This window comes from Serratia sp. HNCC26DJ244 (assembly GCF_057180565.1).
The window spans coordinates 259,691-284,927 of the sequence record NZ_JBXUGO010000003.1; the positions used below are offsets into that span (position 1 = coordinate 259,691).

Genomic DNA, 25,237 nt, shown 5'->3' on the forward strand with positions numbered 1-25,237 from the left:
TATGTGTATCAAGAATTAACAAAATCGATTCAGCTAGCTATCGGTTATTATCATCTAAAGGAAAACTGACTGATGGAAGTAAAAGACTTGATTGCTTGCATGACGCCGGAAATTTATCAGCGTTTGCGCCAGGCGGTAGAACTGGGTAAATGGCCCGATGGGGTCGCGCTGACAGCAGAACAGAAAGAAAACAGTCTGCAAGCGGTGATGCTCTGGCAATCAATGCACAATGTTGAAGCACAACATATGAGTATTGGCACTGATGGGCAGATTGTGATGAAAAGCAAACAGGAACTGAAGCAGCAGTTTATGGCAGAGCCGCTGGTAAAATTGAAACCACAGTAGCAAGCGAACCTCCCCGAGGTTGTTAGTGCTACAGGGCAGCCCACCGGGGAGAGTGAAGGGGATAGTGCTGGGAATAGTGCAGGAGATATTAGCGGTTGATAAATTGTGACAGCGTCACCAATTTTGCCCCCGCTTGCTGCATTTCCGCTAAAGCACGTTGGCTATCTTCGGGCTGCAAATTGACACCACGGCAGCCATCAATAATCACCTGAGTTTGATAACCCAGGCTCAATGCATCTAATACGCTGAATTTTACGCAGTAATCAGTGGCCAATCCCATCACTGCAAGTTGGGTAACACCGTGTGTTTTCAACCAACTATCCAAAAGGGTTGAGGTGCGGTGGCCGTTATCAAAGAAAGCACTGTAGCTATCAATGTTAGGATCTTCCCCTTTACGAAACACCGCTGCGATTTGTTGGCGCTGAAGCTGAGGGTGCAGTGCGGCCCCCGAGCTATGCTGGACGCAGTGCACTGGCCACCAGACCTGTGGCAAACCTTCAAGTTCACCCAAGGTGCCCACGGGTGCGTTAGCATGAATGGCAAAGCTGCGATGATTAGCCGGATGCCAGTCCTGGCTGGCAATAACCGGTTCGTTGCGCGCACCACAAGCGTCAATCGCCTGATTGGCGATGGCAATGGTGGCATCACCTTCGGCTACCGCTAACGCGCCACCGGGGCAAAAGTCATTTTGTAAATCGATTAATAACAAGGCGGACTTCATCTCAGCTCCAATAGGGGTTAATCTGCCACGCTCAGTTCACCACGTAGATCCTGCTGCATCAGGTTGCGGATCTCCTCGGGTGTCAAGGGTTGGCTCAGCAGGTAATGCAGCTTGGTTAATGCTGCCTCCACGGTCATATCAAACCCGCTAACAACGCCTGCATGGGCCAGCGCATTACCGGTAGCATATCCCCCCATATTGACTCTACCTGAAATACATTGGGTCAGATTCACTACTACAGTGCCACGTGCTGAGGCATCGCGTAGCTCATCCAACAATTCGGCTTTTTGTGGGGCATTGCCCACACCATAGCAGCGCAGAATCAGGGCTTTTACCGGTTGTAGCAGAAAATTACGTACCACCGCGGCAGAAATACCCGGATAGATAGTGACTACGCCGATCGGCTGTGGCGTGATGTTATGTACCACCAGTTCCCCACGGCAAACCGGGGATGGGATGCCTGTCTGACGGCGGATGTGGATCCCGGCTTCCAGTAACGGGGGCAGATTAGGCGAGGCAAAGGCATCAAAACCATCGGCATGGGCCTTGGTGGTACGGTTACCGCGAAACAACTTATTATTGAAAAACAAACTCACTTCATTGACTGGATAATTGGCCGCCAAGTAGAGCGAATTCAATAGGTTGGTTTGACCATCAGAACGCAATTCAGCCAAAGGAATTTGTGACCCTGTCACAATCACCGGTTTGGCCAGATTCTCCAACATAAAAGAGAGCGCAGAGGCGGTATAGGCCATGGTGTCAGTGCCATGCAGGATCACAAAGCCATCGTATTGATCATAATTCTTTTTAATATCGTCAGCGATGTGCTGCCAATCTTCTGGCGTCATATCGGAAGAGTCAATCAATGGCACATATTCATGAATGGTGAAGTTTGGCATCTCTGGCCGATGGAATTCTGGCATCAGTGACAGTTGGTGCTGTAGATGCCCGGATACCGGAATATAACCCTGCGTCGAGCGCTGCATACCGATAGTGCCGCCTGTGTAGGCGACGTAGATGGATTTTTTTTGCATAGTATGGCTCATATGACCTGCTAATAGAGCAAATTATAGGGAGATGGTAACAAAAAAAAAGCCCGACGACTTTGTCGGGCTAGAGATTTATCGCCATGCTGAATGAGCCTAGGGATAACAGTTAGCGAACTTCACCGCAGGTCAGGCAGATAGCATAACGATGTTGCGGGTCATTAAGGTTGCTGAAGAGGCCAGGCTGCTCCGCCGCAGCTTTTGCCAGCGAGTTCAATGGTGCTGGCAGCATTGATTGAATCATGGTTGGCAGCATGGCGTGAATAGAGACATTAAACTGGCTAAGCAGGATATCCGCCAGACTTGGGTTATCAACAAACCAACTGAGTTGCCAGTGGGTCAGTTTAGCTAACTCCGCCGCTTTTTTCACTGCATCATCAAAGTCACCCAGTTGGTCCACCAGGCCATTTTTCCTGGCATCACTACCCAGCCAGACGTGGCCCTGAGCAACTTGATCGACCTGTTCTGGGGTCATCTTGCGAGAGTCAGCCACCAGCGTGATGAACTTTTTGTAACCATTCTCGATGTTCTGTTGCATCATTTGCGAGAACTCAGCGGGTAGTGCCTTGGTGACGGCGATATCCGCCAATGGAGACGTCGCCACGCCATCAGTATTGACACCGATACTATCGAGGGTGTTCTCAAAGGTATTGATCACGCCAAAAATGCCGATGGAACCAGTGAGAGTGCTCGGGCTAGCAATAATATAATCTGCGGGTGCGGAGACCCAATACCCCCCAGAAGCCGCCATCCCCCCCATAGAAACCACCACCGGTTTGCCAATAGCGCGAATGGCCACCAATTCTGAACGAATCACTTCTGAAGCACTGACGCTGCCACCAGGGCTATTGACGCGCAGTATCACGGCTTTGATGTTGGCATCGAGACGGGCTTGGCGTAATTGTTCTGCGGTGGTATCGCTACCAACATTACCCGCCGTTTGTGGGCCATCCATGATTGGGCCACTAACAAAAACCACGGCGATCTCTTCCCCCAGTTCAGCGGGGGATTGAGGTTGGTAATCGTAGATACTGACGGAATTGAAGTTATTATTGGTTTTATTCCAACCAAAGGTTTTCACCAATTGATTTTCAATGACGGGGCGGGAAGCGAGCTCATCCACCAGTTTGCTGTTCAAGGCAAACTGTGCAGTATCTCCCCCTGCGGCTTTGAGGCCGTTGATGATATCGGCAGCACCAGGGAACAGTTGGTCTGGGGTCAGTTGACGATTGGCCGCTACCGTATCCAGGTAGTTTTGCCATAATCCGCCAATCCAGCGGCTATCAGCTTCACGTGCCTCTGGCGACATATCGTTACGAATCAGCGGTTCTACGGCAGATTTATAGGTACCCACGCGGAAAATGTTGGTGGTAACCTTCACTTTTTCCAATAACGCTTTGTAATACAGATTATTGGTGGCAAAGCCATGCAGGTCTACGGCACCAAGTGGTGATAGATAAATCTTGGTGGCGTAGCTGGCGAGGTAATATTGTGTCTGGTTGTAGCTATCACCTATGGCATAGATCGGTTTACCGCTATCGCGGAATTCGCGCAGGGCTTTGCCGATATATTGCAACGAGGGTTGGTCGGCACCGACAAAGTCATTTAATTGCAACACCATTCCGGTGATGTTCTTATCGTCCTTCGCTTTGCGAAGGGTATCCACCAAATCAAACAGCGAGTTTTCTTGCTGACGATTACTGGATGTACCCAGTAGTTCACGCCCTAATAGACGGAAGCGGTTATTGACGGCTGGGCTATCAACCACAGTGCCTTTCAGATCAACCAATAGTGCCCCGCGGGGGATTTCCATTGAGACATTATTCTGAAAGGTGAGATAAATACCCACGCCAATCAGGATCAGAAAAATCAGGAACAAGTTGAGGATCAACTCCCTGACAAAATTGATTAGATGCCAGGTCCATCTGAAAATACCGGCAATAAATCGCCACAATGTGCGCATGTGCTCTCCAAAATAGGGTGGTATACGCCGCTATCGTAATGAGTGGTTAAACAAATGTCAGCTTTAACTTTTTAATTCGCTGGTTAAAGAGAGTATTGCAGAAACTGTCACTCTTTGTTGGGCTATGCTAACGTGCGTGAAATAAAAATTGTTATTAGGAATGAATCATGGACGCACTGGAACTGTTACTCAACCGCCGTTCGGCATCGCGCCTGGTAGCACCTGCACCTGAAGGTGAAGTGCGTCAGAATATCATCAATGCAGGCTTACGGGCTCCAGACCATGGTGCACTGCAACCCTGGCGCTTTGTGCTGATTGAGAACCAGGGATTAGTGCGTTTCAGTGAACTATTGCAGCGCGCGGCCCAACAGGACCAACTGGGTGAAAGCGCCATCGAGAAAGCCAAGCAGATCCCTTCACGCGCGCCGTTGATCATTACGGTGATTGCCCATTGCAGCGATAACCCAAAAGTGCCCCACTGGGAACAGGTGGTGTCAGCCGGTTGTGCGGTGCAGGCGATGCAGATGGCGGCATTGTCACAGGGCTTCAATGGCATCTGGCGTACTGGCGTCTGGACGGCAAATGCGTTGGTGCGTGAAGCCTTCGGCTGCCGTGAGCAGGATGAAATTGTTGGCTTCCTTTATTTGGGTACACCACAGTTGAAGGCCCCGGCAAAAGTAGTCGCGCCGGATAGCACGACTTTTGTCAGTTACTTCTGAACCATCTGTGATCAAGCAGGTGCAAAGTGGCCAATCATGGTGTCGCTTTGCACTATTTATGAGCATTCGCACGCATTATGCCAACCACCGCTTATCAATCCCTTCGCCAAGCGCTACCCTATAGCGCATTGATTCAAGCTACAGGGTATCTACCTTTCGGACCTTTCTGTACCCACCTCTGCAGTTTGAATGACGATGGGAATAACCCGTTATGATATCCTGACGCGCATTACTCAGAGGGAGTGGATTATGACATTGCCAGCGATTCGTTTAACCCAGTACAGCCATGGTGCTGGCTGTGGCTGCAAAATCTCACCGAAAGTACTTGAGACGATATTGCACAGCGAACAGGAAAAGTTTGTTGACCCTAATTTATTGGTGGGGAATGAAACCCGTGATGATGCGGCCGTTTATGACATTGGTCAGGGTGTCGGTATTATCAGCACCACCGATTTCTTTATGCCGATTGTCGATGACCCGTTTGATTTTGGTCGCATTGCCGCGGCCAATGCCATTAGTGATGTCTACGCGATGGGGGGGAAACCCTTGATGGCGATTGCCATTCTAGGCTGGCCGATTGCCACATTACCCGCAGAGGTGGCGCAACAGGTAATTGATGGTGGGCGATACGCTTGCCAGCAGGCTGGTATTGCGTTAGCTGGGGGGCACTCGATTGATGCACCCGAGCCCATTTTTGGCCTGGCTGTTACGGGTATTGTCAGTACCGAGCGGGTAAAGAAAAATAGCGCAGCACAAGCGGGAGCCAGGCTGTTCTTAACCAAACCGTTGGGTATCGGTGTGTTGACCACCGCAGAGAAGAAAAGCAAATTGCGCCCAGAGCATGAAGGGTTGGCCACCCAAGTGATGTGCCAATTAAATAAGCCTGGGGCTGAATTTGCTGACGTTGCCGGTGTCACGGCAATGACTGACGTGACCGGTTTTGGTTTGCTTGGGCACTTAACTGAGATGTGTCAAGGCTCAGGCTTGCAAGCGACACTGTGGTTCGATCAGGTACCCCGGTTACCTGAGGTAGAATCCTATATTAAACAAGGTTGCGTACCGGGTGGGACGCAACGCAATTATGAAAGCTACGGCCATCTGATTGGTACCATGACTGAGCTGCAACGCCAATTGTTGTGTGACCCACAAACCTCTGGCGGGTTGTTACTGGCGGTACTGCCGCAAGCGGAGGCTGACGTGCAGGCGATTGCGGCACGCCATGGTATCGCCATCAACGCCATAGGTGAATTGCATGCCGTACGCCCTGGTAAACCATTGATTGAGGTTATCGAGTGCTAACGCAGCAGTTACGGGGTGACACGGAAGATTATCAGCGCATTTTCTTAGAGGATGTTCCGCTTATTGATGTACGTGCACCCATCGAGTTTCGGCAAGGTGCATTCCCGTTGACAGTCAACTTGCCACTGATGAATGACCGCGAACGCCAAATAGTAGGGACCTGTTATAAACAACAGGGGCAACAGGCGGCGATTGCTTTAGGGCACAGCCTGGTCAATGGTGAGTTACGGGCGCAGCGGACTCGTGCCTGGATTGAACAGGTCGCACAACAGCCAAGCGGTTATCTCTACTGTTTCCGTGGTGGATTGCGCTCTCAACTGGTACAGCAGTGGCTACATGAGGCTGGGGTCGATTATCCGCGGATTATTGGTGGTTACAAAGCGCTGCGCCATTTTCTACTGGAGACACTCGAATCGGCGATGACCTTGCCGATGGTGATCGTTGGCGGCAATACCGGTTGCGGTAAAACGCTGCTGATTAATGAAATGGCGGCCGGTATTGACCTGGAAAATCTAGCCCATCACCGTGGTTCATCTTTTGGCCGAACCTTGACCAAACAACCTAGCCAGATTGATTTTGAAAATCAATTGGCGGTGCAGATGCTGAAAAAACAGCATGGCGGCTGTCGCAAGTGGATAGTGGAAGATGAAAGCCGGACGATTGGTTCTGATAGCCTGCCGTTGAGTTTATTCAATGCCATGCAGCAAGCACCGGTGGTGGTGATTGATGATCCATTTGACGTGCGCGTGGCAAGGCTACAGGAAGAGTATATTGACCGGATGCGAGCCGATTTCGAACAGACCTACGGTGAACAGGAGGGTTGGCAGCAATATGATGAGTATTTGCATCACGGCTTGTTTGCCATTCGACGCCGTTTGGGGTTGGAACTCTTCCAGCAGTTAACACAAAGGTTGGAGGAAGCGCTGCAATTACAACGGGCCACCGGTAACAGTGATGCTCACCAGCAGTGGTTGGTGCCATTGTTACAACACTACTATGATCCGATGTATTGCTATCAATTGGAAAAGAAAAACCAGCGCGTGATTTTCCGTGGAAACTATGCGCAGGTGAAAGAATTTTTAATGGCCTATAGCCAGAATAACGGTGAGTAATGCGACTGTTTATAGCCGAGAAACCGAGTTTGGCCCGTGCCATTGCTGATATATTGCCGAAGCCCCATCGCCGTGGGGATGGGTTCATTGCCTGTGGCAGTCATGACGTGGTGACCTGGTGTGTCGGGCACTTGCTGGAACAGGCTCAACCCGATGTTTACGATAGTCGTTATGCCCGTTGGTCATTGGCAGACTTGCCAATTATCCCGCAAAAATGGCTGTTACAGCCGCGCCCCTCGGTGAGCAAGCAACTGAATGCCATCCAGCGTCTACTGGGCGAGGCCGATGAAGTGATCCATGCCGGTGACCCTGACAGAGAAGGGCAACTGCTGGTGGATGAAGTGTTGGATTACTTGGCGCTGCCGGTGGAAAAGCGGCAGAACGTGCGCCGGTGTCTGATTAACGATCTTAACCCTCAAGCGGTCGAACGGGCGGTTGAACGCCTGCGCGATAACCGCGATTTTATTCCCTTGTGTGTTTCTGCGTTAGCCCGTGCGCGTGCTGATTGGCTGTATGGCATCAATATGACGCGCGCTTATACCTTGCTGGGGCGTAATGCCGGCTATGATGGCGTGTTATCTGTCGGGCGGGTGCAAACACCAGTGTTGGGATTGGTGGTGCGCCGTGACGAAGAAATTGAAGACTTTGTATCGAAAGATTTCTTCGAAGTGAAAGCGCACATTGTGACGCCAAAAGAAGAGCGATTTGTTGCTTTATGGCAGCCCAGCGAGTCTTGTGAACCGTATCAGGATGAAGAGGGTCGTTTACTGCACCGGCCTTTGGCAGAGCATGTGGTCAAACGTATTGAAGGCCAGCCTGCCCAAGTCACTTCATATAATGACAAGCGTGAATCGGATACTGCGCCATTGCCCTTTTCCCTGTCTACGTTACAAATAGAGGCTGCCAAACGTTATAACCTCAGTGCCCAACAAGTATTGGATATCTGCCAGCGGTTGTATGAAACGCATAAACTGATTACCTATCCCCGTTCTGATTGCCGTTATTTACCGGAGGAGCATTTTGTCGGGCGGCATGCGGTATTGAATGCCATCAGTGCCCATCAGCCTGACCTTTACCCGCAGCCGGTGATTGACAGCGAACGCCGTAACCGCTGCTGGGATGATAAAAAGGTCGATGCGCATCACGCCATCATTCCCACGGCACGGGGCGGTAAAGTTAACCTGAGCCAAGACGAATTGAATGTTTATACGCTAATAGCCCGGCAATATTTGATGCAGTTTTGCCCGGATGCCTTGTTCCGCAAGTGCGTCATTGAGTTGGATATTACGGGTGGCAAATTTATAGCCAAGGCACGTTTTCTGGCTGAAGCAGGCTGGCGAACCCTATTGGGTAGCAAAGAGCGTGATGAGGAAAATGAAGGGGCGCCATTACCGGTGGTGGCTAAAGGGGATGAGTTGCTGTGTGAACGCGGTGAAGTGGTTGAACGGCAGACGCAACCCCCCAGACCGTTCACTGATGCCAGTCTGCTTTCTGCCATGACGGGGATTGCCCGTTTTGTGCAAGATAAAGCGCTGAAAAAAATCTTGCGAGAGACCGATGGCTTGGGGACCGAGGCAACGCGGGCAGGGATCATTGAGTTGCTCTTTAAGCGCGCTTTTCTTTACAAGAAAGGGCGCTATATTCATTCAAGCCCTACCGGGCGAGCCTTGATCCACTCATTACCGGATATGGCGGCGCGTCCTGATATGACGGCCCAATGGGAAGCAACACTTACCCAAATCAGCGAGAAAAACTGCCGTTATCAGGACTTTATGCAACCGCTGGAAGCCACCTTGCAGGAATTGATCTATCAGGCCAAGCAGAGCCGCGCCAGTGTCGCGTTCCGTGGCTTGCCGAGTTCGCCACCGACTGAGGGCAAAAAACAGAAAAAAAGTCCCCGCAAAGTGGCAAAAAAAGCGGAGTAAATCGCCATACTCTATCGCTTGATTGATTAGGCGCTAGAAACACGATTTTTTTGCTTCAGTAGTTTGGTTTTCACTGCCAACTGGGGCAAACTGCTTACAGCACATTGAGTTCAGAAAAGAGGCCAACATGTTTACCGGTATCGTACAGGGCACCGCAGCGCTGGTTGCCATTGATGAAAAACCTAATTTTCGCACCCATACAATTGAAATGCCCGCTGAACTGTTGCCAGGGCTCGAGCTAGGCGCTTCGGTGGCGCATAATGGTTGTTGCTTGACGGTAACCGCCATTAACGGTAACCAAGTGACGTTTGATTTGATCAAAGAAACGTTACGCTTGACCAATCTTGGTGATCTCAAACTTGGCGATAAGGTTAACGTCGAAAGGGCGGCCAAATTCAATGATGAGATTGGTGGTCACCTAATGTCTGGGCATATTATTTGCACCGCTGAAGTTGCCAAGATTTTCACCTCGGAAAATAACCGTCAAGTATGGTTACGGATGCCAACACATGATTTGATGAAATATGTGCTGCATAAAGGCTATATCGGCATTGATGGTATTAGCCTGACCATTGGTGAGGTGGTTAATAACCGCTTTTGCGTACACTTAATCCCGGAAACCCTTGAGCGTACCACGTTGGGCAAGCGACGCCTTGGCGATAAAGTGAATATCGAGATCGACCCGCAGACCCAGGCCGTGGTTGATACCGTTGAGCGGGTACTTGCCAGCCGCGAAGCCGCTATGGCTGTAGCAGCGAATACAGTAGCCCAGTAAATCCTAAGAGTGATTAAAGCAGCCCTGGTTTGACCGGGCTGCGACTATTCGACCGACAAAGTGTTTGGTGCCTTTGACACTAAACACTTGCTGCCATAGCTTATCGCGCTCGGCAAAAGTCATCTCATCATCAGATTGAGTCTGCACTTTCTTGTTGTAAACGTCGCTGTTTTTCATTGACGCCATAAAGTTGGATCACATAGCCCAAAGCGACCAAAAATACCGTAGTGAGCATGATGGTGACGGTTGCTACCAACGGTTGGCTAATAAATGCCGAGACCAGCAAACTGGAAACAAAACATAGCCCCAATTGGATGGTATTTTGCAATGCAGCGGCTTTACCACTGCTTTCAGGGAATGGCATGAGCGCATTACTGACCAGAATAGGGTAGCTGGCACCGTTAACTAAGGCCATAAAGCAGAATGGGATCAGCAGAGTGGTTAACGTGGGTTCCGTTAATGTCGCCAGTAAATATAAAGCCAGGATACTGAAGCCATAGGCGAGCAGCAGCCAAGGCAACAAGACATTACCGGAAATACGACTCAAGGCACTGCGGCAACTGTATCCACCCAGCAAAAAAGCCAGAGTCTGCGGAACATAGCTCAGGCCAATATCATTTGGGCTATACCCCATATCACCAAGGATAAATGGTGAGCCAGTCAGCCAAGCAAAAAAGCTGGCGGAACAGGCAGCAAAAATCATCACATTGCCGCTAAATCGCGGGGATTTTAAAATCTGATAGAAACTGCTGCCGGGTTGTTTGTCAGTAGAGGGTACCAATCGGCTGTGATCGTTAAGTAATAGGGTAGGAATAAGCAATAATAATGTGATGGCAAGTAATACAATAAAGATGGCACGCCAGCCCATATGATTAAGTAACCAGGCACCGCAGAGTGGTGCTAATGCGGGGGAGAGGGCGACCAGCGGCATGATAGCGGCAAAAACACGGTTGACCTTACCGTCGCGGTAGCGATCCACCACGATGGCTTGCCAGGTGACTGCAGCAGAACAGACCCCAATGGCTTGAAGAAAGCGCAGTGACCACAGTTGGACTGCGTTTTCCACCCATAACATACCCAGGCAACCGAAGGCGAATAGCACTAGGCCAACCAAGAGCACCGGTTTACGCCCCAGGCGATCTGACAAGGGCCCCCACAGCAGTTGAGCAAAGGCAAACCCGGCCAGGAAAATACTCAAACTGGCACTGATGGCCCCAGGGGAAATCTGCAACTCCTGTTGCATAGCACCAAATGCCGGCAGATACATGTCGGTAGCCAGGTACCCCAACATGCTGAGGCCAGCAAGATAAAACATAAATCCAAAATTTCGCATGGTATTTCTCGTTAAAATTATGTTACGCAGATTTTTTTAGCGGCGGCAAGTGTATACGGCTGGATCTCTAGTTGTGAAACGGTATTATTTGCAAGGTGCTATTAAAAAATTTGAAGGCAGAATATCACTATGTGGTCTGAATACTCGTTAGATGTCGTTGATGCGGTAGCACGTACCGGGAGTTTCAGCGCAGCAGCACAGGAATTACATCGTGTTCCTTCGGCGGTGAGCTATACCGTGCGGCAACTGGAACAATGGTTGGCGGTCCCTCTCTTTGTGCGCCATCACCGTAATGTGGAATTAACACCTGCGGGCTCACTGTTTATTAAAGAGGCGCGAGTTGTTATCAAAAAAATGCTTGATGCGCGTCGACAGTGCCAGCAGGTTGCTAATGGTTGGCGTGGTCAGTTAAGAATTGCAGTTGATTTGATTGTAAAGCCACAGCGTAGCCGCCAGCTATTACTGGATTTTTATCACCATTTTTCTGATATGGAGTTGGTGCTGCAGCCAGAGGTGTTTAATGGGGTATGGGATGCCTTGGTTGATGGCCGTGTGGATATGGCTATCGGTGCGACACGCGCTGTGCCCGTAGGGGGGGGCTATGCATTCCGTGATATGGGCTTTATCAATTGGCTTTGTGTGGTCAGCGCCAGTCATCCTTTGGCGGCGATGAAAGGCCCCCTCAGTGATGAGCAATTACGCGCTTACCCTTCGCTGGTGTTAGAGGATACATCACGGAATTTACCCAAACGGGTAACTTGGTCGCTGGATAACCAACGGCGCTTAATGGTGCCTGATTGGATTTCTGCGGTAGATTGCCTATGTAGTGGCTTGTGTGTGGGCATGGCGCCAGCCCACCGGGTATTACCGTTGGTACAAAGCGGAGAGTTGGTGGAGTTACAACTGCGTGAACCCTTTCCTCCGAGTGCTTGTTGCCTTACCTGGCAGCAAAAAGCGCAGTCACCCGCCATGTCTTGGTTACTCAACTATCTGGGTGACAGTGAAACGCTTAATCAGGAATGGCTGAGCGAGAACTCGCCGGAAAGTCTGCAGCTTCCCGGCGTGAGCGATTAACGACGGTAATCGATAAAAGGACCATCGGCGACGGAACGGCGTTCGATCAGGGTTGGGTGAATTTCGATTACTTTGGATTGTTCACGCTTGCTGGTAATGCGGTCCAGCAGGATGGTGAAGGCCATTTCACCCAAGCGTTCTTTGGGTTGATGGATAGTGGTCAGTGCCGGGGTAAAGTAGCGAGCATTACGCACATTGTCATACCCGATCACCGAAATATCTTGTGGTACGCGCAACCCCAGTTCATCAGCAGCACAGATGGCACCCATCGCCATAATATCACCGCCACAGAAAACGGCGGTTGGGTGTTGCTTTTGCGACAGGATCTGGTGCATGGCTTGGTAACCAGAGTCCGGCTCGAAATCACCTTGAACGATCCACTCTTCGCGGATGTCGATATGTGCTTCCTGTAGCGCTTTGAGGAATCCCTGATGACGTCCACCGCCGGTATTACGCGAAAGTTGGCCAGGAATCGCGCCGATATCCCGGTGCCCACGTTCGATAAGATAACGGCCAGCCAGGTAACCGCCAGCAAAAGCATTATCAATAATGGTATCAGTAAAATCCTTGCGTGCGCTGCCCCAATCCATGACCACCATAGGGATATTGCGGTAATCTTCCAGCATTTCCAGTAAAGGCTCTGGATATTCGGAGCACATTACCAGCAAGCCATCAACGCGTTTTTGCGCCAGCATCGACAGATAGGCTCGTTGCTTGTCCAAATCATTGTGTGAGTTGCATAAGATCAAGGTATAGCCTTGGCTATAGCAACTGTTTTCTACTGCCTCGATCACTTCGGCAAAGTAGGGGGACTCGCTGGAGGTCGCCAGCAAACCCACCGATTTGGTATGATTAACCTTCAGACTACGGGCCACTGCACTGGGCGAATAATGTAGCTCCTTAATTGCAGCCCAAACGGCTACCTTAGTCTCTTCGGCGACGAAACGCGTTTTATTAATAACGTGTGAAACGGTCGTTGTGGAAACGCCCGCGCGCTTGGCTACATCTTTAATCGTTGCCATGTAAAAAATGACTCCTAAACCTACATGTCCATTATGTAGGTATGATGTTAATCGTTTGCCTACCTGTCTAGATAACCGTACCTGATGTCGCTTCACGTTAAGCATCTGGCTTGTGGGCACGATGCGGAACGCTGACACGCCGTGAACCCATCCGTGGGGGCTCGTATCGCGCATCCATGCGCTCAACGCTCAGCTAACCTGCATCATACCCACCTGGAGGCATAGCTATTTAGATAAGCGAAAACTGAGTTTTTAGTACTGAATTCGTCAGTCGCTTAAACAGGAGGGCATTACACCGGTATGCGGTTATGAATGGGCGATTTTGTCGTATATTGCAGCAAAGTGGAAGAGCTAATCATGTATTTAACATCAAGTTTATTCGAGCCATAACGGATACGCCGTCATTTAGATTGTAATGGGGGCATAGACTACTGGGATAACAAGAGATAAGTCACGAACTGTGGGAAAAATGATTTGCTGTATTGGCTGCGTCGCTTATGCTTGAGTAACCACATACCTGAGTTTATTCCGGTTGCAATGAGTAGTCGCAATGAGCAGTAACAATAAGTAGTCATAACGGGGCAAATCAGTAAGCAGCCCCCCGGTTACTAAGGCAGCTACGTCACGACAGGGCAACCAGGAACCATACCACTTACAGTACGACGAAGATCATAGAGAGGGAGACGTTTATGGATACCAATTTGAAGATGTCATTGTTTACCACCTGCTGTGCATTGGTAATGATTGTGACGTTCGGCCTTATTGCCGCATTGAATTAGTTCATTCAGGTTGCTGGGCGGTCAGCCACAGCAATGTTAATGACGAGTACAATAAATTAAGGCGCGGAAAAATTCCGCGCCTTCTTTATTGGTAATAGCTTTATGAGTAACAGCTCTATAGGTCACTGTTCTCTGAGCAATTGCCTGCGATTAAGCCAGGTTTTCTGCTACAAATGCCCAGTTGACCAACGCCCAGAAGTTTTCCAGGTATTTAGGGCGTGCATTACGATAGTCGATATAATAAGCATGTTCCCAAACGTCAACCGTCAATAACGGCTTGTCAGCGCCAGTCAGTGGGGTTGCTGCATTGGAAGTACTGACGATTGCCAGTGAACCATCAGCTTTTTTCACCAGCCAGGTCCAGCCGGAGCCGAAGTTCTTTATTGCGGCATCGGTGAATTGATCTTTAAATGCAGCGAAAGAACCGAAAGATTTGTTGATGGCTTCAGCGACAGCACCCGTTGGCTCATTGCCGCCTTGTGGTGACAGGCAGTGCCAATAGAAGGTGTGGTTCCATACCTGTGCGGCGTTGTTGAAGATACCAGCGGTGGAAGTTTTGACGATCTCTTCCAGGGTTTTGTCTTCGAACTCGGTACCTTTCACTAAGTTATTCAGGTTAACCACATAGGTGTTATGGTGTTTACCATAGTGGTATTCCAGAGTTTCAGCGGAAATATGAGGCTCAAGCGCATTTTTTTCATACGGTAGTGCAGGTAATTGAAACGGCATTGCTTTCTCCTTTTTATATACAGAGTTCTCTCTCGTTAGCGCCAGTCAGAGCCGCGGAGAGAGGAAACACAGAATTGTTATAGATATTTCATAGTTGTTAATCTTATCAACTTTCCGAGTGAATAAAAGATCCAATGTGTACTAATTGAGTAACTAACTAAATAACAAGAGAAAAAAAGGAGAGGCTGAGTTTAACTACTCAGCCAGGTAGGTGGATTAGCGGATGTTTTTAGGTGTAACCACACGGCGGGCACCAATATAGTGGTTTTGCCAGTAGTCATTATTCAACTGAGTGATTTGGATCTCTTCACCCGTGCGTGGCGACTGGATAAACTTGCCGTTACCGATATAGACACCAACATGATCCGCAGTGCCGCGATTATTGATACGGAAAAACACCAGATCACCTGTTTCCAATTCACTACGTTTGACAGGGGCGGCATCACGTAAGTGGAACATTTCGTTAGCAGTCCGCGGCATTTTGATCTTGACGACGTCTTTGTAGGCGTAATAGATCAAACCACTGCAATCGAACCCTGTACCTGGTGATGAGCCTCCCCACTTATAAGGTTTACCCATTTGTCCCATCAGCTTACTGACGGCGGTTTGCTTGGCACGCTGAAAACGTTTTTTGTGCTCAGGGCTAAGTTTTAGTGTTTTTTCCTGTGTCAGCAATTTTGCCGTAGCCTTACCGGCTTCACGATGACGGCCATAACCCTTTGTTTTTCCTTTTTTGCTGGGGGTCACTTTAGTACCGGCGATTTTTCGGGTGCTAGTTTTTGACTTCAGGCTGCTGGTTTTATTGCTGGTCTTCACTGCAGAGGATGACGCTTTTACTGCTTTTGGTGGAGAGGCGAGCTTTGCTTTTTTGCTGGTTTTATCGGCTTTCTTTTTCTTACCAGCATTTGGCTGAGCTTGCTTAACGTGGTTTTTGCGTTGCTCAGCAGAAACATCAGCCCGCGGCGCAGCATGGGCAAGGTTAAAGAACAGTTGTGTGAATAGCAGCATTAAAAATGTTGTAATTAACCGCATGTCGATATTACCAACCTTGGCTCAAACAGAAAATGTATAAATAATGTACTGGCTAAATCCGAGTACAATAATCCCGAAGTTAACCATATAACGTGCTATTGATCTCATAAATAATGATTTATTTTGTGAGAAAACATTAATGACTTTTTATCAGGTCAAAAAATAGCACATTGAAAGATCAAATTGCGTGCAGCAGTAGCATTGAAAATTATTATTCATCAATCACAGATCGTCAAAAAATATTTACCATAGGGATAAGTCTCACCGCCTTGGCTTAACATTAGGGCGCGCATAAATGCTATTTAACCTTCATCGCACTGTGTCAAATCAATCAAATCACTTAAGTATAGGGCGGAGGAGGGAGCATACCCATGCAAAAGATAGTGTTTTCTTGGTCTGTTGCTACCGCTACAATATCCGTATGATGTATTTGTCGCCATGGTATAGCTTGAGGAAGCAATAATGAGCACGATTGAAAAAATTCAGCAGCAAATCTCCACTAATCCCATTCTATTGTATATGAAAGGCTCGCCGAAATTACCCAGTTGTGGTTTTTCTGCTCAGGCTGTGCAGGCACTCTCCGCTTGTGGTGAACGCTTTGCCTATGTGGATATTCTGCAAAACCCGGATATTCGTGCAGAGTTGCCTAAGTATGCTAACTGGCCAACATTCCCACAATTATGGGTAGACGGTGAATTGATTGGTGGTTGCGATATCATTGTTGAGATGTATCAGCGTGGTGAACTGCAACCATTAATCAAACAAACGGCTGAAAAATACAAAGATCAGCAAGAGATACAGCCATAACAGTGAGCAGATATTAAGTGATAATCATTCCCTGCCTGGTATAGGCAGGGAACAAACCTGCTCTGAGCTTAAGATTTTTCCGTCAGGTCCCCGGTAATTGGCCAGCCGCCCAGGCGTTTCCAGCGGTTAACCAATTCGCAGAATAGCAGGGCGGTTTGCTCGGTATCATACAACGCCGAGTGTGCCTGACTGCTATCAAACGCGATACCCGCAGTAATACAGGCTTTAGCGAGAACCGTTTGCCCTAATACCAACCCACTTAATGCGGCGGTATCAAAGGTGGCAAACGGGTGGAATGGGTTACGTTTCAGGCTGGCACGTTCCGCTGCCGCCATCAGAAAGCTGTGATCAAAGTTGGCATTATGGGCGACGATAATTGCGCGATTACACCCTTGGTCTTTAATGCCTTTACGTACCGCTTTAAAAATCGCGTGTAACGCATCATATTCGCTCACTGCACCACGCAGCGGGTTATGTGGGTCAATGCCATTAAAAGCCAGCGCCTCCGGTTGCAGGTTGGCACCTTCAAACGGTTCTATATGAAAATGTAGCGCTTCATCTTGTTGTAACCAACCGTGCTCATCCATTTTCAAGGTGACGGCGGCAATCTCCAGCAGCGCATCGCTCTTGGCGTTAAATCCGGCAGTTTCTACATCAATAACAACGGGATAAAATCCACGAAAACGGCCACTGAGGGCATTAAGATCATTTTTTTCGGTCATCGGTTTCTTATCTTGATCGAATACAGCGCGCATTATGCCAAATTTATGCCCTTAATGCAGCGCAGAGAGCAGATATATACCCAAGTTCAATGGTGTTGCAGGACAAAACGCAGTGCGTTTTGAACAGCGCTTGCGCTGGCCCGCAGGGTGAACCTCATGGATGAGGTTCATAACTCCCTGGGAACATAGATAACTATGTGACTAGGGCGAACGCGCGTAGTCAACACCCTGTAGTTTCATTGGTGACGGGTATAAACAAGGGCGCGCTAAAGCGCCCTAAACGTCGATTAGCCTAGACCATGACCTACATACTTATTTTCGATCAGTTCAATTTTGTAACCGTCGGGATCTTCAACGAAGGCAATCACCGTGGTGCCCCCTTTTACTGGGCCCGCTTCACGAGTGATTTTACCTCCCGATTGGCGAATAATGTCGCAGGTAGCGGCCACATCATCAACGCCCAGTGCCAGATGACCAAAGGCGGAACCCATGTCATAGCTATCGACTCCCCAGTTATAAGTGAGCTCGATTACTGAGCCATCCTTTTCATCGGTATAGCCAACAAACGCCAATGAGTATTTATATTCGGCATTTTCGCTGGTGCGCAGCAAACGCATGCCCAATACTTTGGTATAAAAATCAATCGAGCGTTGCAGATCACCAACGCGGATCATGGTATGAAGTAGGCGCATAATTCCCTCTAAGTAGATAGGCCGTAGTGAACGGCAATGTATTGAAGCGGAAACAGTATAGCGTTGTCCTATAAGACAACTCAACGAGACGAACACAGCAATAATCAGTGTTACGGTGTCACAAAAAAGAAATTGCTGCTGGCTTACTTATTGCTATGACGGTCAATTTCCCTGGCCCAGAGTCATAGGACTGGGTAATCGGTATAACCTTCGGCACCACCGCCATAAAAGGTAGCAGGTTGCGGTTCGTTCAGTGGGGCTCGTTGCTTAAAACGTTCCACCAGGTCCGGGTTGGAGATATAGCTGCGGCCAAAAGCGACAGCATCGACCAAACCTTGCTCAATCATTACTTCAGCTTTTTCTGCCGTGTAACCACCGGATCCGATAATCACTCCACTGAAACGGGCACGGATGGCATCGCGGAAAGCAACCGAGAAGGGTTCGCCACCCGCCCAATCAGGCTCGGAAATATGCAGGTAGGCAATGCGACGCTTGTTCAACTCTTCAATTAGATAGAGCGCGGCTTCTTGTTGATCGTCCCCATTATCCAGACCGTTGAATGGGCCCAGTGGTGAAATGCGAATACCGACATGGTCAGCACCGATCTCTGCGATGGTGGCATCAAGCACCGCCAGAGTCAGGCGGGTACGATTTTCAATCGTGCCGCCATATTGGTCCGTGCGCTGGTTAGCTTCGGGGGACATAAACTGATGTAATAAATAACCGTGTGCCGCATGCAGCTCAATATAGTCAAAACCGGCGTCAAGTGCATTGGCCGCTGCCTGACGAAACTCATTGACTATCTGTGGGATTTCAGTGGGTTCTAGCGCCCGTGGAGTCGAAGTCGGTATACGTGTCAAGGCACCGGTTTCATCACGAACCGTAGTGCGGGTTTCAGCATTAATCGCCGAAGGGGCCACAGGGGCTTGGTGGTTGGGCTGCAAGCTATTATGGGAAATACGCCCCACATGCCATAACTGTACGGCAATATGGCCCTGTTTTTCATGAACGGCTTGGGTGATTTTACGCCATGCAGCGATTTGTTCTGGCGTGTGTATGCCAGGTGCACCGGCATAACCCTTTCCCTGGTAAGAGATTTGGGTCGCTTCACTGATCAATAGCCCCGAACTGGCACGCTGCGCATAATGTTCCGCCATCAAGGAGGTAGGAATGTCACCAGGTTCAATGCTGCGTAGACGCGTCAACGGTGCCATAAATATGCGGTTAGGTAATGTGAGATGACCCACTTTAATCGGAGAGAATAGCTTTTCGAGCTTCATAATATATCCTTATATAGACCAACCCATGCGCTTAAGTTAATACTATCGTTATATACCTAAGTTGTTTCAAATTACAGTCTTGAGGTAAGGTGAAAAACTTAAGGATACAACGCCGGAGGATGCGTGGCACAGCAACTTGAGTTTTTTGACATCCCTAGCCCGTGCCGTGGCATTTGCCAGGCGGATGAGCGCGGTTATTGTCGTGGCTGCTTGCGTAGCCGCGAGGAACGTTTTGGCTGGATGAAAATGAACGATACACAGAAACGCGAAGTGCTGCGTCTATGCCGCCAGCGTTATCTGCGCTTGCAACGTGCGCAAAAGCAGCCGGATGAAATCCCACCCGAGCAGCCTTCCTTATTTTGAGACAGCTTGTTTTGAGACAGCAATTCATTTTGAGCCAGCAATTCATTTTGAGTCGGCGATTCATTAGCCGATTCGTAATAGATGAAGCACCTATTTCAATAGGGTTATTTTGAGATTCCCAGTTATAGTTCGCTTGTGTATGCTGGCGCTAAGTTAAATAGTGTCACGAGGTTAATTATGCTGGATCGTATTAAGCTATCACCGCAGGGGCCCGAGTTTTCGAGCATGATTTGTGGTTACTGGCGGTTGATGGAGTGGGGCATGTCAGCACAACAGTTGCTGGCGTTTATTGAACAGCATCTTGAATTAGGCGTGACGACAACCGATCACGCGGATATTTATGGTGGTTATGCCTGTGAACAAGCTTTTGGTCAGGCAATCAAACTGAAACCTTCATTGCGTCAAAAAATGGAGATGGTGTCAAAATGTGGTATCGCGACCCTGGACAAGCCAGGCAATACCATAGGTCATTATATCACCACCCACGAGCATATTGTGCACAGTGCTGAGCAGTCACTGTCTAATCTGCATACTGATTATCTCGACCTGCTGTTGATCCATCGCCCGGACCCGCTAATGGATGCCGATGAAGTTGCAGAAGCCTTTGTTGCTCTGCATAAAAGCGGCAAAGTACGCTATTTTGGCGTATCCAATTTTACTCCTGCGCAGTTTTCCCTGTTACAGTCACGTTTGCCATTTGCATTGGTCACTAACCAGGTAGAAATTTCACCGCTGCACCAGCCCGCCATTCTTGATGGTACATTGGATCAGTGTCAACAACTGCGGATAAAACCGATGGCTTGGTCATGCCTTGGTGGGGGGCGGCTATTCAGTGATGCTCAATTCCAGCCATTACGTGATGAACTGAATGCGGTGGCCAAGGAGATAGGGGCTGAAACCATTGAGCAAGTGGTTTACGCTTGGGTGATGCGCTTGCCCTCTCAACCGTTGCCGATTATCGGAACGGGTAAAATCGACCGAGTACGGTCAGCATTGAAGGCATCCTCACTTGAGCTCAGCCGCCAGCAGTGGTTCCGGATTCGTAAAGCGGCGTTAGGTTATGATGTGCCTTAAGACAGGCCTCCGTTGATTGGTAGCAACCTGCATCAGCGAGATACAGGTTGCTCCGCAATTGTTGTTTGCTGTAATTGCTGTAATGACAATAAAGCCGCCAAATTAACCCGTACTAAATCACCAGCCCTGCTAAATCAGCAACTGCGGGTTCCGAGAGTCGCTCATCCGTTGAAACGCCTGTAACGCGGCGTCTAATGTTCGATGCTGAATGTCTTTTTCGGTGATGATGTTTTGGTCAGTGCTGAACAGGCATGGTTACAATAGCCTTACTATTAATGTGGCCAATCAATCCATGTGGGCTTTGTATGCTAAAGCGACACGTGACTATCGTGGTGATATCAACTCATCGTATCCGGTGTCTGCATGTTGAAGTAATTCAAAAAGTGTAAATGATAATCAATAACTGGTAGAACCATGATATTATTCAAAAGTATGAATCATATACATTTGTATTTTTAATATAACCTTATTACCTGATGCGAGTTGCTGATGTTTTGCAATTTGCATAAACTTAAAAACAGGTTTCGGGAAATCAATATTAGCATGCTAATTATGAGGATAAATAAGTGGAATCTACATTGGGTCCAGATTTAGCGCGATTGGTTCGTGTTTGGCGTGCGCTCATTGATTATCGGCTCAAGCCATTGGAGCTGACACAAACTCATTGGTTGACTCTGTACACCATTAATCGGTTGCCGCCAGAACAATCACAAAACCAATTAGCAAAAGCGATTGGCATCGAGCAGCCGTCACTGGTACGGACACTGGATCAACTGGAAGCCAGAGGGCTGATTACTCGTCATGTTTGTACTAATGATCGGCGTGCCAAACTGATTAAACTCACGGAGGCTGCTGAGCCGATTATTCAGGAAATGAACCGAACTATCACTATGGTCAGAGGGGAAATTCTTGATGGCATTTCGCCGGAAGAATTGAAACTATTAACCGGTTTGATTAGCAAACTTGAACGAAACATTATCAAGCTGCAAGAACAAGCGTAGAGCAGGTGATTTTTCGGCATAGCATCAAATAGAAGCCTGATATTCTGTTAGGTTTCGGTTTCTATTTGATAAAAAATAGCGAAAGGCACTCTTTAATACAGCGCTATTCATTTTAAGATATGCGCAGAAGGCATGGGCCGGCTCATCCATGAGCCTCACTTGCCAATCGTTTGGCTGCTACCGCATTAGGCTGGAAATATTACAGTGGGGAAACCGTCACAGTATCACCATTTTGCGCCATACGAACACGCTGGCCAGGGTTGAACTGGGTTGCACTGGCACGTTGTACCACGACAATATTTTCTTTATTGTCGGTTTTGATTTCCAGTTCGACACCACTGCTGCGGCCGGCAACACTACCTATACTGTTACCCACCACGCCACCGGCTACTGCACCTGCGGCGGTTGCAATATTACGGCCACTACCACCACCAATGGTATTCCCTAGCAACCCACCCAGTACGGCGCCACCGATAGCACCAATGGTATTTGCGCTTTCGCTACCTTGAATTTGTACCGGGCGAACAGAGACTACGGTACCAAAGGTGACAGTCTGTACACGCTTTGCCTGGGAGGCTGAATAGACATCACCGGATGTTGTTGGGTCTGCACATCCAGCCAACATGACCCCGGTCAGAGCAACAACGAGAATACGCTTAATCATATAAAACTCCTGCGGTTAATCATCCTGATTTGACCATCGATACTCGTCATCATTCAGGCTGCTTGGGTGTTGACGGCGGTTATTCGCCTCATTAATGAGACTCGCCCTTACGGGGCCGCCAGCGTTCATTTGCCGCTACAAGCAACTCGAATAATTTTGGGCATATTCAAATCAGGCTTATAAAAAATGTTCAGCAAGTATACTCTAAATATTTTGAGTCACATGTATACTCATCATACTTCAGATTGCATTATACCCTTCATACATAATTCAAGTCGGTAGTATGTTGGCAACATCTATCGCCCCAGTCACATAGCGGGCTATGCTGCTGGGGACTCTAGAACTTACTGCCTGCAAGCAACTCGAATTATTTTGGGCAGATACCTATCGTCTTCAAGCTGCAGCAATACGTTGTCAGGTTGAATAGTGATGAGTATAACGGGGCCAAAACGATTGTCACTCGAAATAGAATCTAAGGTATTGCTATGAGATCAGGTCGCTATATCGGTGTTATGTCTGGCACCAGTCTGGATGGGGTTGATGTAGTCCTTGCTGCGATCGATGAACATACGGTGGCCCAACAGGCTATCTGATAAATTTACTGTTGGTTGGTAATCTAAATGACTGATAAAAATGAATTTGATGTGGCAGATTTGCGACGTGAATATATCAAAGGAGGGCTGCGTCGTCACGATTTGACGGCTAATCCGCTCGATTTGTTCGAACGTTGGTTAAAGCAGGCGTGTGAAGCGCGCCTGGCTGATCCCACCGCGATGTGTGTCGCTACGGTTGATGAGCAGGGGCAACCTTTCCAGCGCATTGTCTTGCTTAAACATTATGACGACCAAGGCTTGGTTTTTTACACTAACCTCGGTAGCCGTAAAGCACAGCAGTTAGCGAATAATCCACGTATTAGTCTGCTCTTCCCTTGGCATATGCTGGATCGTCAGGTGGCTTTCCTTGGTCAGGCTGAACGCTTATCTGTTTTGGAGGTGATGAAGTATTTCAGTAGTCGCCCCAAAGATAGCCAGATTGGTGCCTGGGTTTCACAACAATCAACACGTATTTCCACCAGAGGCATCTTGGAAAGCAAGTTTCTTGAGTTGAAGCAAAAATTCCAACAGGGTGAAATACCGGTGCCCAGCTTCTGGGGTGGTTTTCGGGTTAAATTTGACTCTGTTGAGTTTTGGCAGGGAGGGGAGCACCGGTTACATGACCGTTTCCTATACCAACGGGTAGAAAATGACTGGAAAATTGACCGCCTAGCCCCCTAATAGCAAGAAAATCTCTTTTAAGCGCTGGCACAGATATCGCTGGCGCTTTATTCTATGCGCTATCTCGAATTTTATTATTTCGCCAATGGGTGAAGGTTGTGTACCGGCAAAGGTACATTCGTTTAAAGATGGAGAAATTGATGGCTAGCAGCAACCTGATTAAACAATTGCAAGAGCGGGGCCTGGTGGCCCAGGTAACGGATGAGGACGCGTTAGCAGAACGACTGGCGCAAGGGCCAATCGCGCTGTATTGCGGCTTTGATCCGACCGCAGACAGCTTGCATTTGGGCCATCTGGTGCCGTTGTTGTGCCTGAAACGTTTCCAACTGGCGGGTCATCAGCCAGTGGCGTTGGTCGGCGGTGCCACCGGTCTGATTGGTGATCCCAGCTTTAAAGCGGCTGAGCGTAAGCTGAACACCACAGAAACGGTTAACGAATGGGTCGAGAAAATTCGCAAGCAGGTTTCCCCGTTCCTTGATTTTGATTGTGGCAGCAACAGTGCCATTGCAGCCAACAACTATGATTGGTTTGGTGGTATGAATGTGCTGACTTTCTTGCGGGATATCGGCAAGCACTTTTCTGTCAACCAGATGATCAACAAAGAAGCGGTAAAACAGCGTTTGAACCGTGATGATTCCGGTATCTCTTTTACCGAGTTCTCGTACAATCTGCTGCAAGGGTTTGACTTTTCTGAACTCTATAACCGTCATCAGGTGGAGTTGCAAATCGGTGGGTCGGATCAATGGGGTAACATTACTTCAGGTATTGATCTGACCCGTCGTATGCATCAAAAGCAGGTATTTGGCCTGACGGTACCATTGATCACCAAAGCGGACGGCACCAAATTTGGTAAAACAGAAGGGGGCGCGGTCTGGCTGGCACCAGAAAAAACCAGCCCATACAAATTCTACCAGTTCTGGATCAATACCGCAGATGCAGACGTTTATCGTTTCCTCAAATTCTTTACCTTCTTGAGCCTTGAAGAGATTAATGCTCTTGAAGAAGAGGATAAAAATAGCGGTAAAGCGCCACGTGCTCAATATGTACTGGCAGAAGAAGTGACAGGGATGGTACATGGTGCTGAAGGGCTGGCCGCCGCGAAGCGTATCACCCAGAGCTTGTTCTCCGGTGCCTTGCATGAAATGACTTCAGCAGACTTTGCCCAATTGGCACAAGATGGGATGCCAACCATCAAGCTGGAGCATGATGCCGACCTGCAGCAGGCGTTGGTCAATGCCGAGCTGGTGCCTTCCCGGGGGCAGGCGCGGACCATGATCAGCTCCAATGCAGTGACTATCAACGGCGAAAAACAATCTAATCCCGAATATCAGTTTACTGATAGTGACCGCCTGTTTGGCCGTTACACGCTACTACGTCGTGGTAAAAAACATTACTGCCTGGTTGATTGGGAATAATCAGCTTTGTACTCAGGGGCCATTTGGCCCCTTTGTTTTTTTGGGTTGTCAGGTGATGATCCTCTTTTTTA

Annotated in this window: 25 protein-coding genes and 1 pseudogene; 15 read left to right on the top strand and 11 right to left on the bottom strand. The window is 48.7% G+C overall.

Annotated elements, in window-relative coordinates:
- Positions 1 to 72: 72 nt before the first annotated feature.
- Positions 73 to 345 (top strand): YeaC family protein, encoded by a 273-nt coding sequence (locus tag AC2A06_RS04270; RefSeq protein WP_473197790.1) that lies wholly within the window; start codon positions 73 to 75, stop codon positions 343 to 345.
- 88 nt (positions 346 to 433) lie between these two features.
- On the opposite strand, the gene pncA is transcribed toward AC2A06_RS04270, so the two are convergent.
- The 3 genes from pncA to sppA form a co-directional block, all read right to left on the bottom strand.
- A complete protein-coding gene (gene pncA, locus AC2A06_RS04275; RefSeq protein WP_023490158.1) occupies positions 434 to 1,066 on the bottom strand; it encodes a bifunctional nicotinamidase/pyrazinamidase in 633 nt (210 codons plus the stop codon).
- Positions 1,067 to 1,083: 17 nt separating this feature from the next.
- Positions 1,084 to 2,100, bottom strand: coding sequence for an asparaginase (ansA, locus tag AC2A06_RS04280; RefSeq protein ID WP_484379467.1), 1,017 nt, complete (start codon positions 2,098 to 2,100; stop codon positions 1,084 to 1,086).
- 121 nt (positions 2,101 to 2,221) lie between these two features.
- A complete protein-coding gene (gene sppA, locus AC2A06_RS04285; RefSeq protein ID WP_484379468.1) occupies positions 2,222 to 4,075 on the bottom strand; it encodes a signal peptide peptidase SppA in 1,854 nt (617 codons plus the stop codon).
- Between the two features lie 167 nt (positions 4,076 to 4,242).
- Between sppA and AC2A06_RS04290 the strand changes: the two genes are divergently transcribed.
- From AC2A06_RS04290 to AC2A06_RS04310, 5 genes are all read left to right on the top strand, one after another.
- On the top strand, positions 4,243 to 4,794 hold the full coding sequence (locus tag AC2A06_RS04290; protein WP_484379469.1) for an NAD(P)H nitroreductase: 552 nt from the start codon (positions 4,243 to 4,245) through the stop codon (positions 4,792 to 4,794).
- Between the two features lie 249 nt (positions 4,795 to 5,043).
- Positions 5,044 to 6,093: a selenide, water dikinase SelD gene (gene selD / locus AC2A06_RS04295; RefSeq protein ID WP_484379490.1), complete on the top strand. Its 1,050-nt coding sequence runs from the start codon at positions 5,044 to 5,046 to the stop codon at positions 6,091 to 6,093.
- The gene (gene mnmH / locus AC2A06_RS04300; RefSeq protein ID WP_484379470.1) at positions 6,087 to 7,205 is read left to right on the top strand and encodes a tRNA 2-selenouridine(34) synthase MnmH; all 1,119 of its coding nucleotides are present in this window, start codon (positions 6,087 to 6,089) and stop codon (positions 7,203 to 7,205) included. The genes selD and mnmH overlap by 7 nt, the downstream gene beginning before the upstream one ends.
- Complete coding sequence (locus AC2A06_RS04305) at positions 7,205 to 9,130, top strand: DNA topoisomerase III (protein WP_484379471.1); 1,926 nt, start codon at positions 7,205 to 7,207, stop codon at positions 9,128 to 9,130. The genes mnmH and AC2A06_RS04305 overlap by 1 nt, the downstream gene beginning before the upstream one ends.
- Before the next feature lie 127 nt (positions 9,131 to 9,257).
- Entirely contained in the window at positions 9,258 to 9,905 is a 648-nt protein-coding gene (locus AC2A06_RS04310) for a riboflavin synthase subunit alpha (protein ID WP_484379472.1), read from the top strand.
- Between the two features lie 130 nt (positions 9,906 to 10,035).
- Here the strand turns inward: AC2A06_RS04310 and punC are convergent, their stop codons facing one another.
- A complete protein-coding gene (punC, locus tag AC2A06_RS04315) occupies positions 10,036 to 11,238 on the bottom strand; it encodes a purine nucleoside transporter PunC (protein WP_484379473.1) in 1,203 nt (400 codons plus the stop codon).
- A 129-nt stretch (positions 11,239 to 11,367) separates the two neighbouring features.
- Between punC and punR the strand changes: the two genes are divergently transcribed.
- A complete protein-coding gene (gene punR / locus AC2A06_RS04320; RefSeq protein ID WP_484379474.1) occupies positions 11,368 to 12,312 on the top strand; it encodes a DNA-binding transcriptional activator PunR in 945 nt (314 codons plus the stop codon).
- On the opposite strand, the gene purR is transcribed toward punR, so the two are convergent.
- The gene (gene purR, locus AC2A06_RS04325) at positions 12,309 to 13,334 is read right to left on the bottom strand and encodes an HTH-type transcriptional repressor PurR (RefSeq protein WP_484379475.1); all 1,026 of its coding nucleotides are present in this window, start codon (positions 13,332 to 13,334) and stop codon (positions 12,309 to 12,311) included. The genes punR and purR overlap by 4 nt on opposite strands.
- 689 nt (positions 13,335 to 14,023) lie before the next feature.
- Between purR and cydH the strand changes: the two genes are divergently transcribed.
- Entirely contained in the window at positions 14,024 to 14,113 is a 90-nt protein-coding gene (gene cydH / locus AC2A06_RS04330; protein WP_484379476.1) for a cytochrome bd-I oxidase subunit CydH, read from the top strand.
- A gap of 150 nt (positions 14,114 to 14,263) precedes the next feature.
- Here cydH and sodB read toward each other — a convergent pair whose 3' ends face one another.
- Positions 14,264 to 14,842, bottom strand: coding sequence for a superoxide dismutase [Fe] (sodB, locus tag AC2A06_RS04335; RefSeq protein ID WP_023490170.1), 579 nt, complete (start codon positions 14,840 to 14,842; stop codon positions 14,264 to 14,266).
- A 216-nt stretch (positions 14,843 to 15,058) separates the two neighbouring features.
- Entirely contained in the window at positions 15,059 to 15,874 is an 816-nt protein-coding gene (locus tag AC2A06_RS04340) for a C40 family peptidase (protein WP_484379477.1), read from the bottom strand.
- 459 nt (positions 15,875 to 16,333) lie between these two features.
- Between AC2A06_RS04340 and AC2A06_RS04345 the strand changes: the two genes are divergently transcribed.
- Entirely contained in the window at positions 16,334 to 16,681 is a 348-nt protein-coding gene (locus AC2A06_RS04345) for a Grx4 family monothiol glutaredoxin (protein WP_473198010.1), read from the top strand.
- Between the two features lie 68 nt (positions 16,682 to 16,749).
- On the opposite strand, the gene rnt is transcribed toward AC2A06_RS04345, so the two are convergent.
- The 3 genes from rnt to nemA form a co-directional block, all read right to left on the bottom strand.
- Complete coding sequence (gene rnt / locus AC2A06_RS04350; protein WP_023490173.1) at positions 16,750 to 17,436, bottom strand: ribonuclease T; 687 nt, start codon at positions 17,434 to 17,436, stop codon at positions 16,750 to 16,752.
- Between the two features lie 254 nt (positions 17,437 to 17,690).
- Positions 17,691 to 18,095: a lactoylglutathione lyase gene (gene gloA / locus AC2A06_RS04355; RefSeq protein WP_484379478.1), complete on the bottom strand. Its 405-nt coding sequence runs from the start codon at positions 18,093 to 18,095 to the stop codon at positions 17,691 to 17,693.
- Between the two features lie 182 nt (positions 18,096 to 18,277).
- Positions 18,278 to 19,375: an N-ethylmaleimide reductase gene (gene nemA / locus AC2A06_RS04360; protein ID WP_484379479.1), complete on the bottom strand. Its 1,098-nt coding sequence runs from the start codon at positions 19,373 to 19,375 to the stop codon at positions 18,278 to 18,280.
- Positions 19,376 to 19,498: 123 nt separating this feature from the next.
- Here nemA and AC2A06_RS04365 point away from each other — a divergent pair, with 123 nt between their 5' ends.
- From AC2A06_RS04365 to slyA, 3 genes are all read left to right on the top strand, one after another.
- Entirely contained in the window at positions 19,499 to 19,738 is a 240-nt protein-coding gene (locus AC2A06_RS04365; protein ID WP_023490176.1) for a DUF1289 domain-containing protein, read from the top strand.
- Between the two features lie 177 nt (positions 19,739 to 19,915).
- Entirely contained in the window at positions 19,916 to 20,812 is an 897-nt protein-coding gene (locus tag AC2A06_RS04370; protein ID WP_023490177.1) for an aldo/keto reductase, read from the top strand.
- A 566-nt stretch (positions 20,813 to 21,378) separates the two neighbouring features.
- Positions 21,379 to 21,813 (top strand): transcriptional regulator SlyA, encoded by a 435-nt coding sequence (slyA, locus tag AC2A06_RS04375; protein ID WP_023490178.1) that lies wholly within the window; start codon positions 21,379 to 21,381, stop codon positions 21,811 to 21,813.
- A 199-nt stretch (positions 21,814 to 22,012) separates the two neighbouring features.
- Here the strand turns inward: slyA and AC2A06_RS04380 are convergent, their stop codons facing one another.
- Positions 22,013 to 22,477 (bottom strand): outer membrane lipoprotein, encoded by a 465-nt coding sequence (locus AC2A06_RS04380; RefSeq protein ID WP_484379480.1) that lies wholly within the window; start codon positions 22,475 to 22,477, stop codon positions 22,013 to 22,015.
- Positions 22,478 to 22,962: 485 nt separating this feature from the next.
- On the opposite strand from AC2A06_RS04380, the pseudogene AC2A06_RS04385 reads away from it, so the two are divergent.
- The 3 genes and pseudogenes from AC2A06_RS04385 to tyrS form a co-directional block, all read left to right on the top strand.
- Positions 22,963 to 23,064, top strand: a pseudogene (locus tag AC2A06_RS04385) (anhydro-N-acetylmuramic acid kinase); the annotation flags it as partial.
- A gap of 33 nt (positions 23,065 to 23,097) precedes the next feature.
- The gene (pdxH, locus tag AC2A06_RS04390) at positions 23,098 to 23,751 is read left to right on the top strand and encodes a pyridoxamine 5'-phosphate oxidase (protein ID WP_473197773.1); all 654 of its coding nucleotides are present in this window, start codon (positions 23,098 to 23,100) and stop codon (positions 23,749 to 23,751) included.
- Positions 23,752 to 23,891: 140 nt separating this feature from the next.
- Complete coding sequence (gene tyrS / locus AC2A06_RS04395; RefSeq protein WP_484379481.1) at positions 23,892 to 25,166, top strand: tyrosine--tRNA ligase; 1,275 nt, start codon at positions 23,892 to 23,894, stop codon at positions 25,164 to 25,166.
- Positions 25,167 to 25,237: the final 71 nt, after the last annotated feature.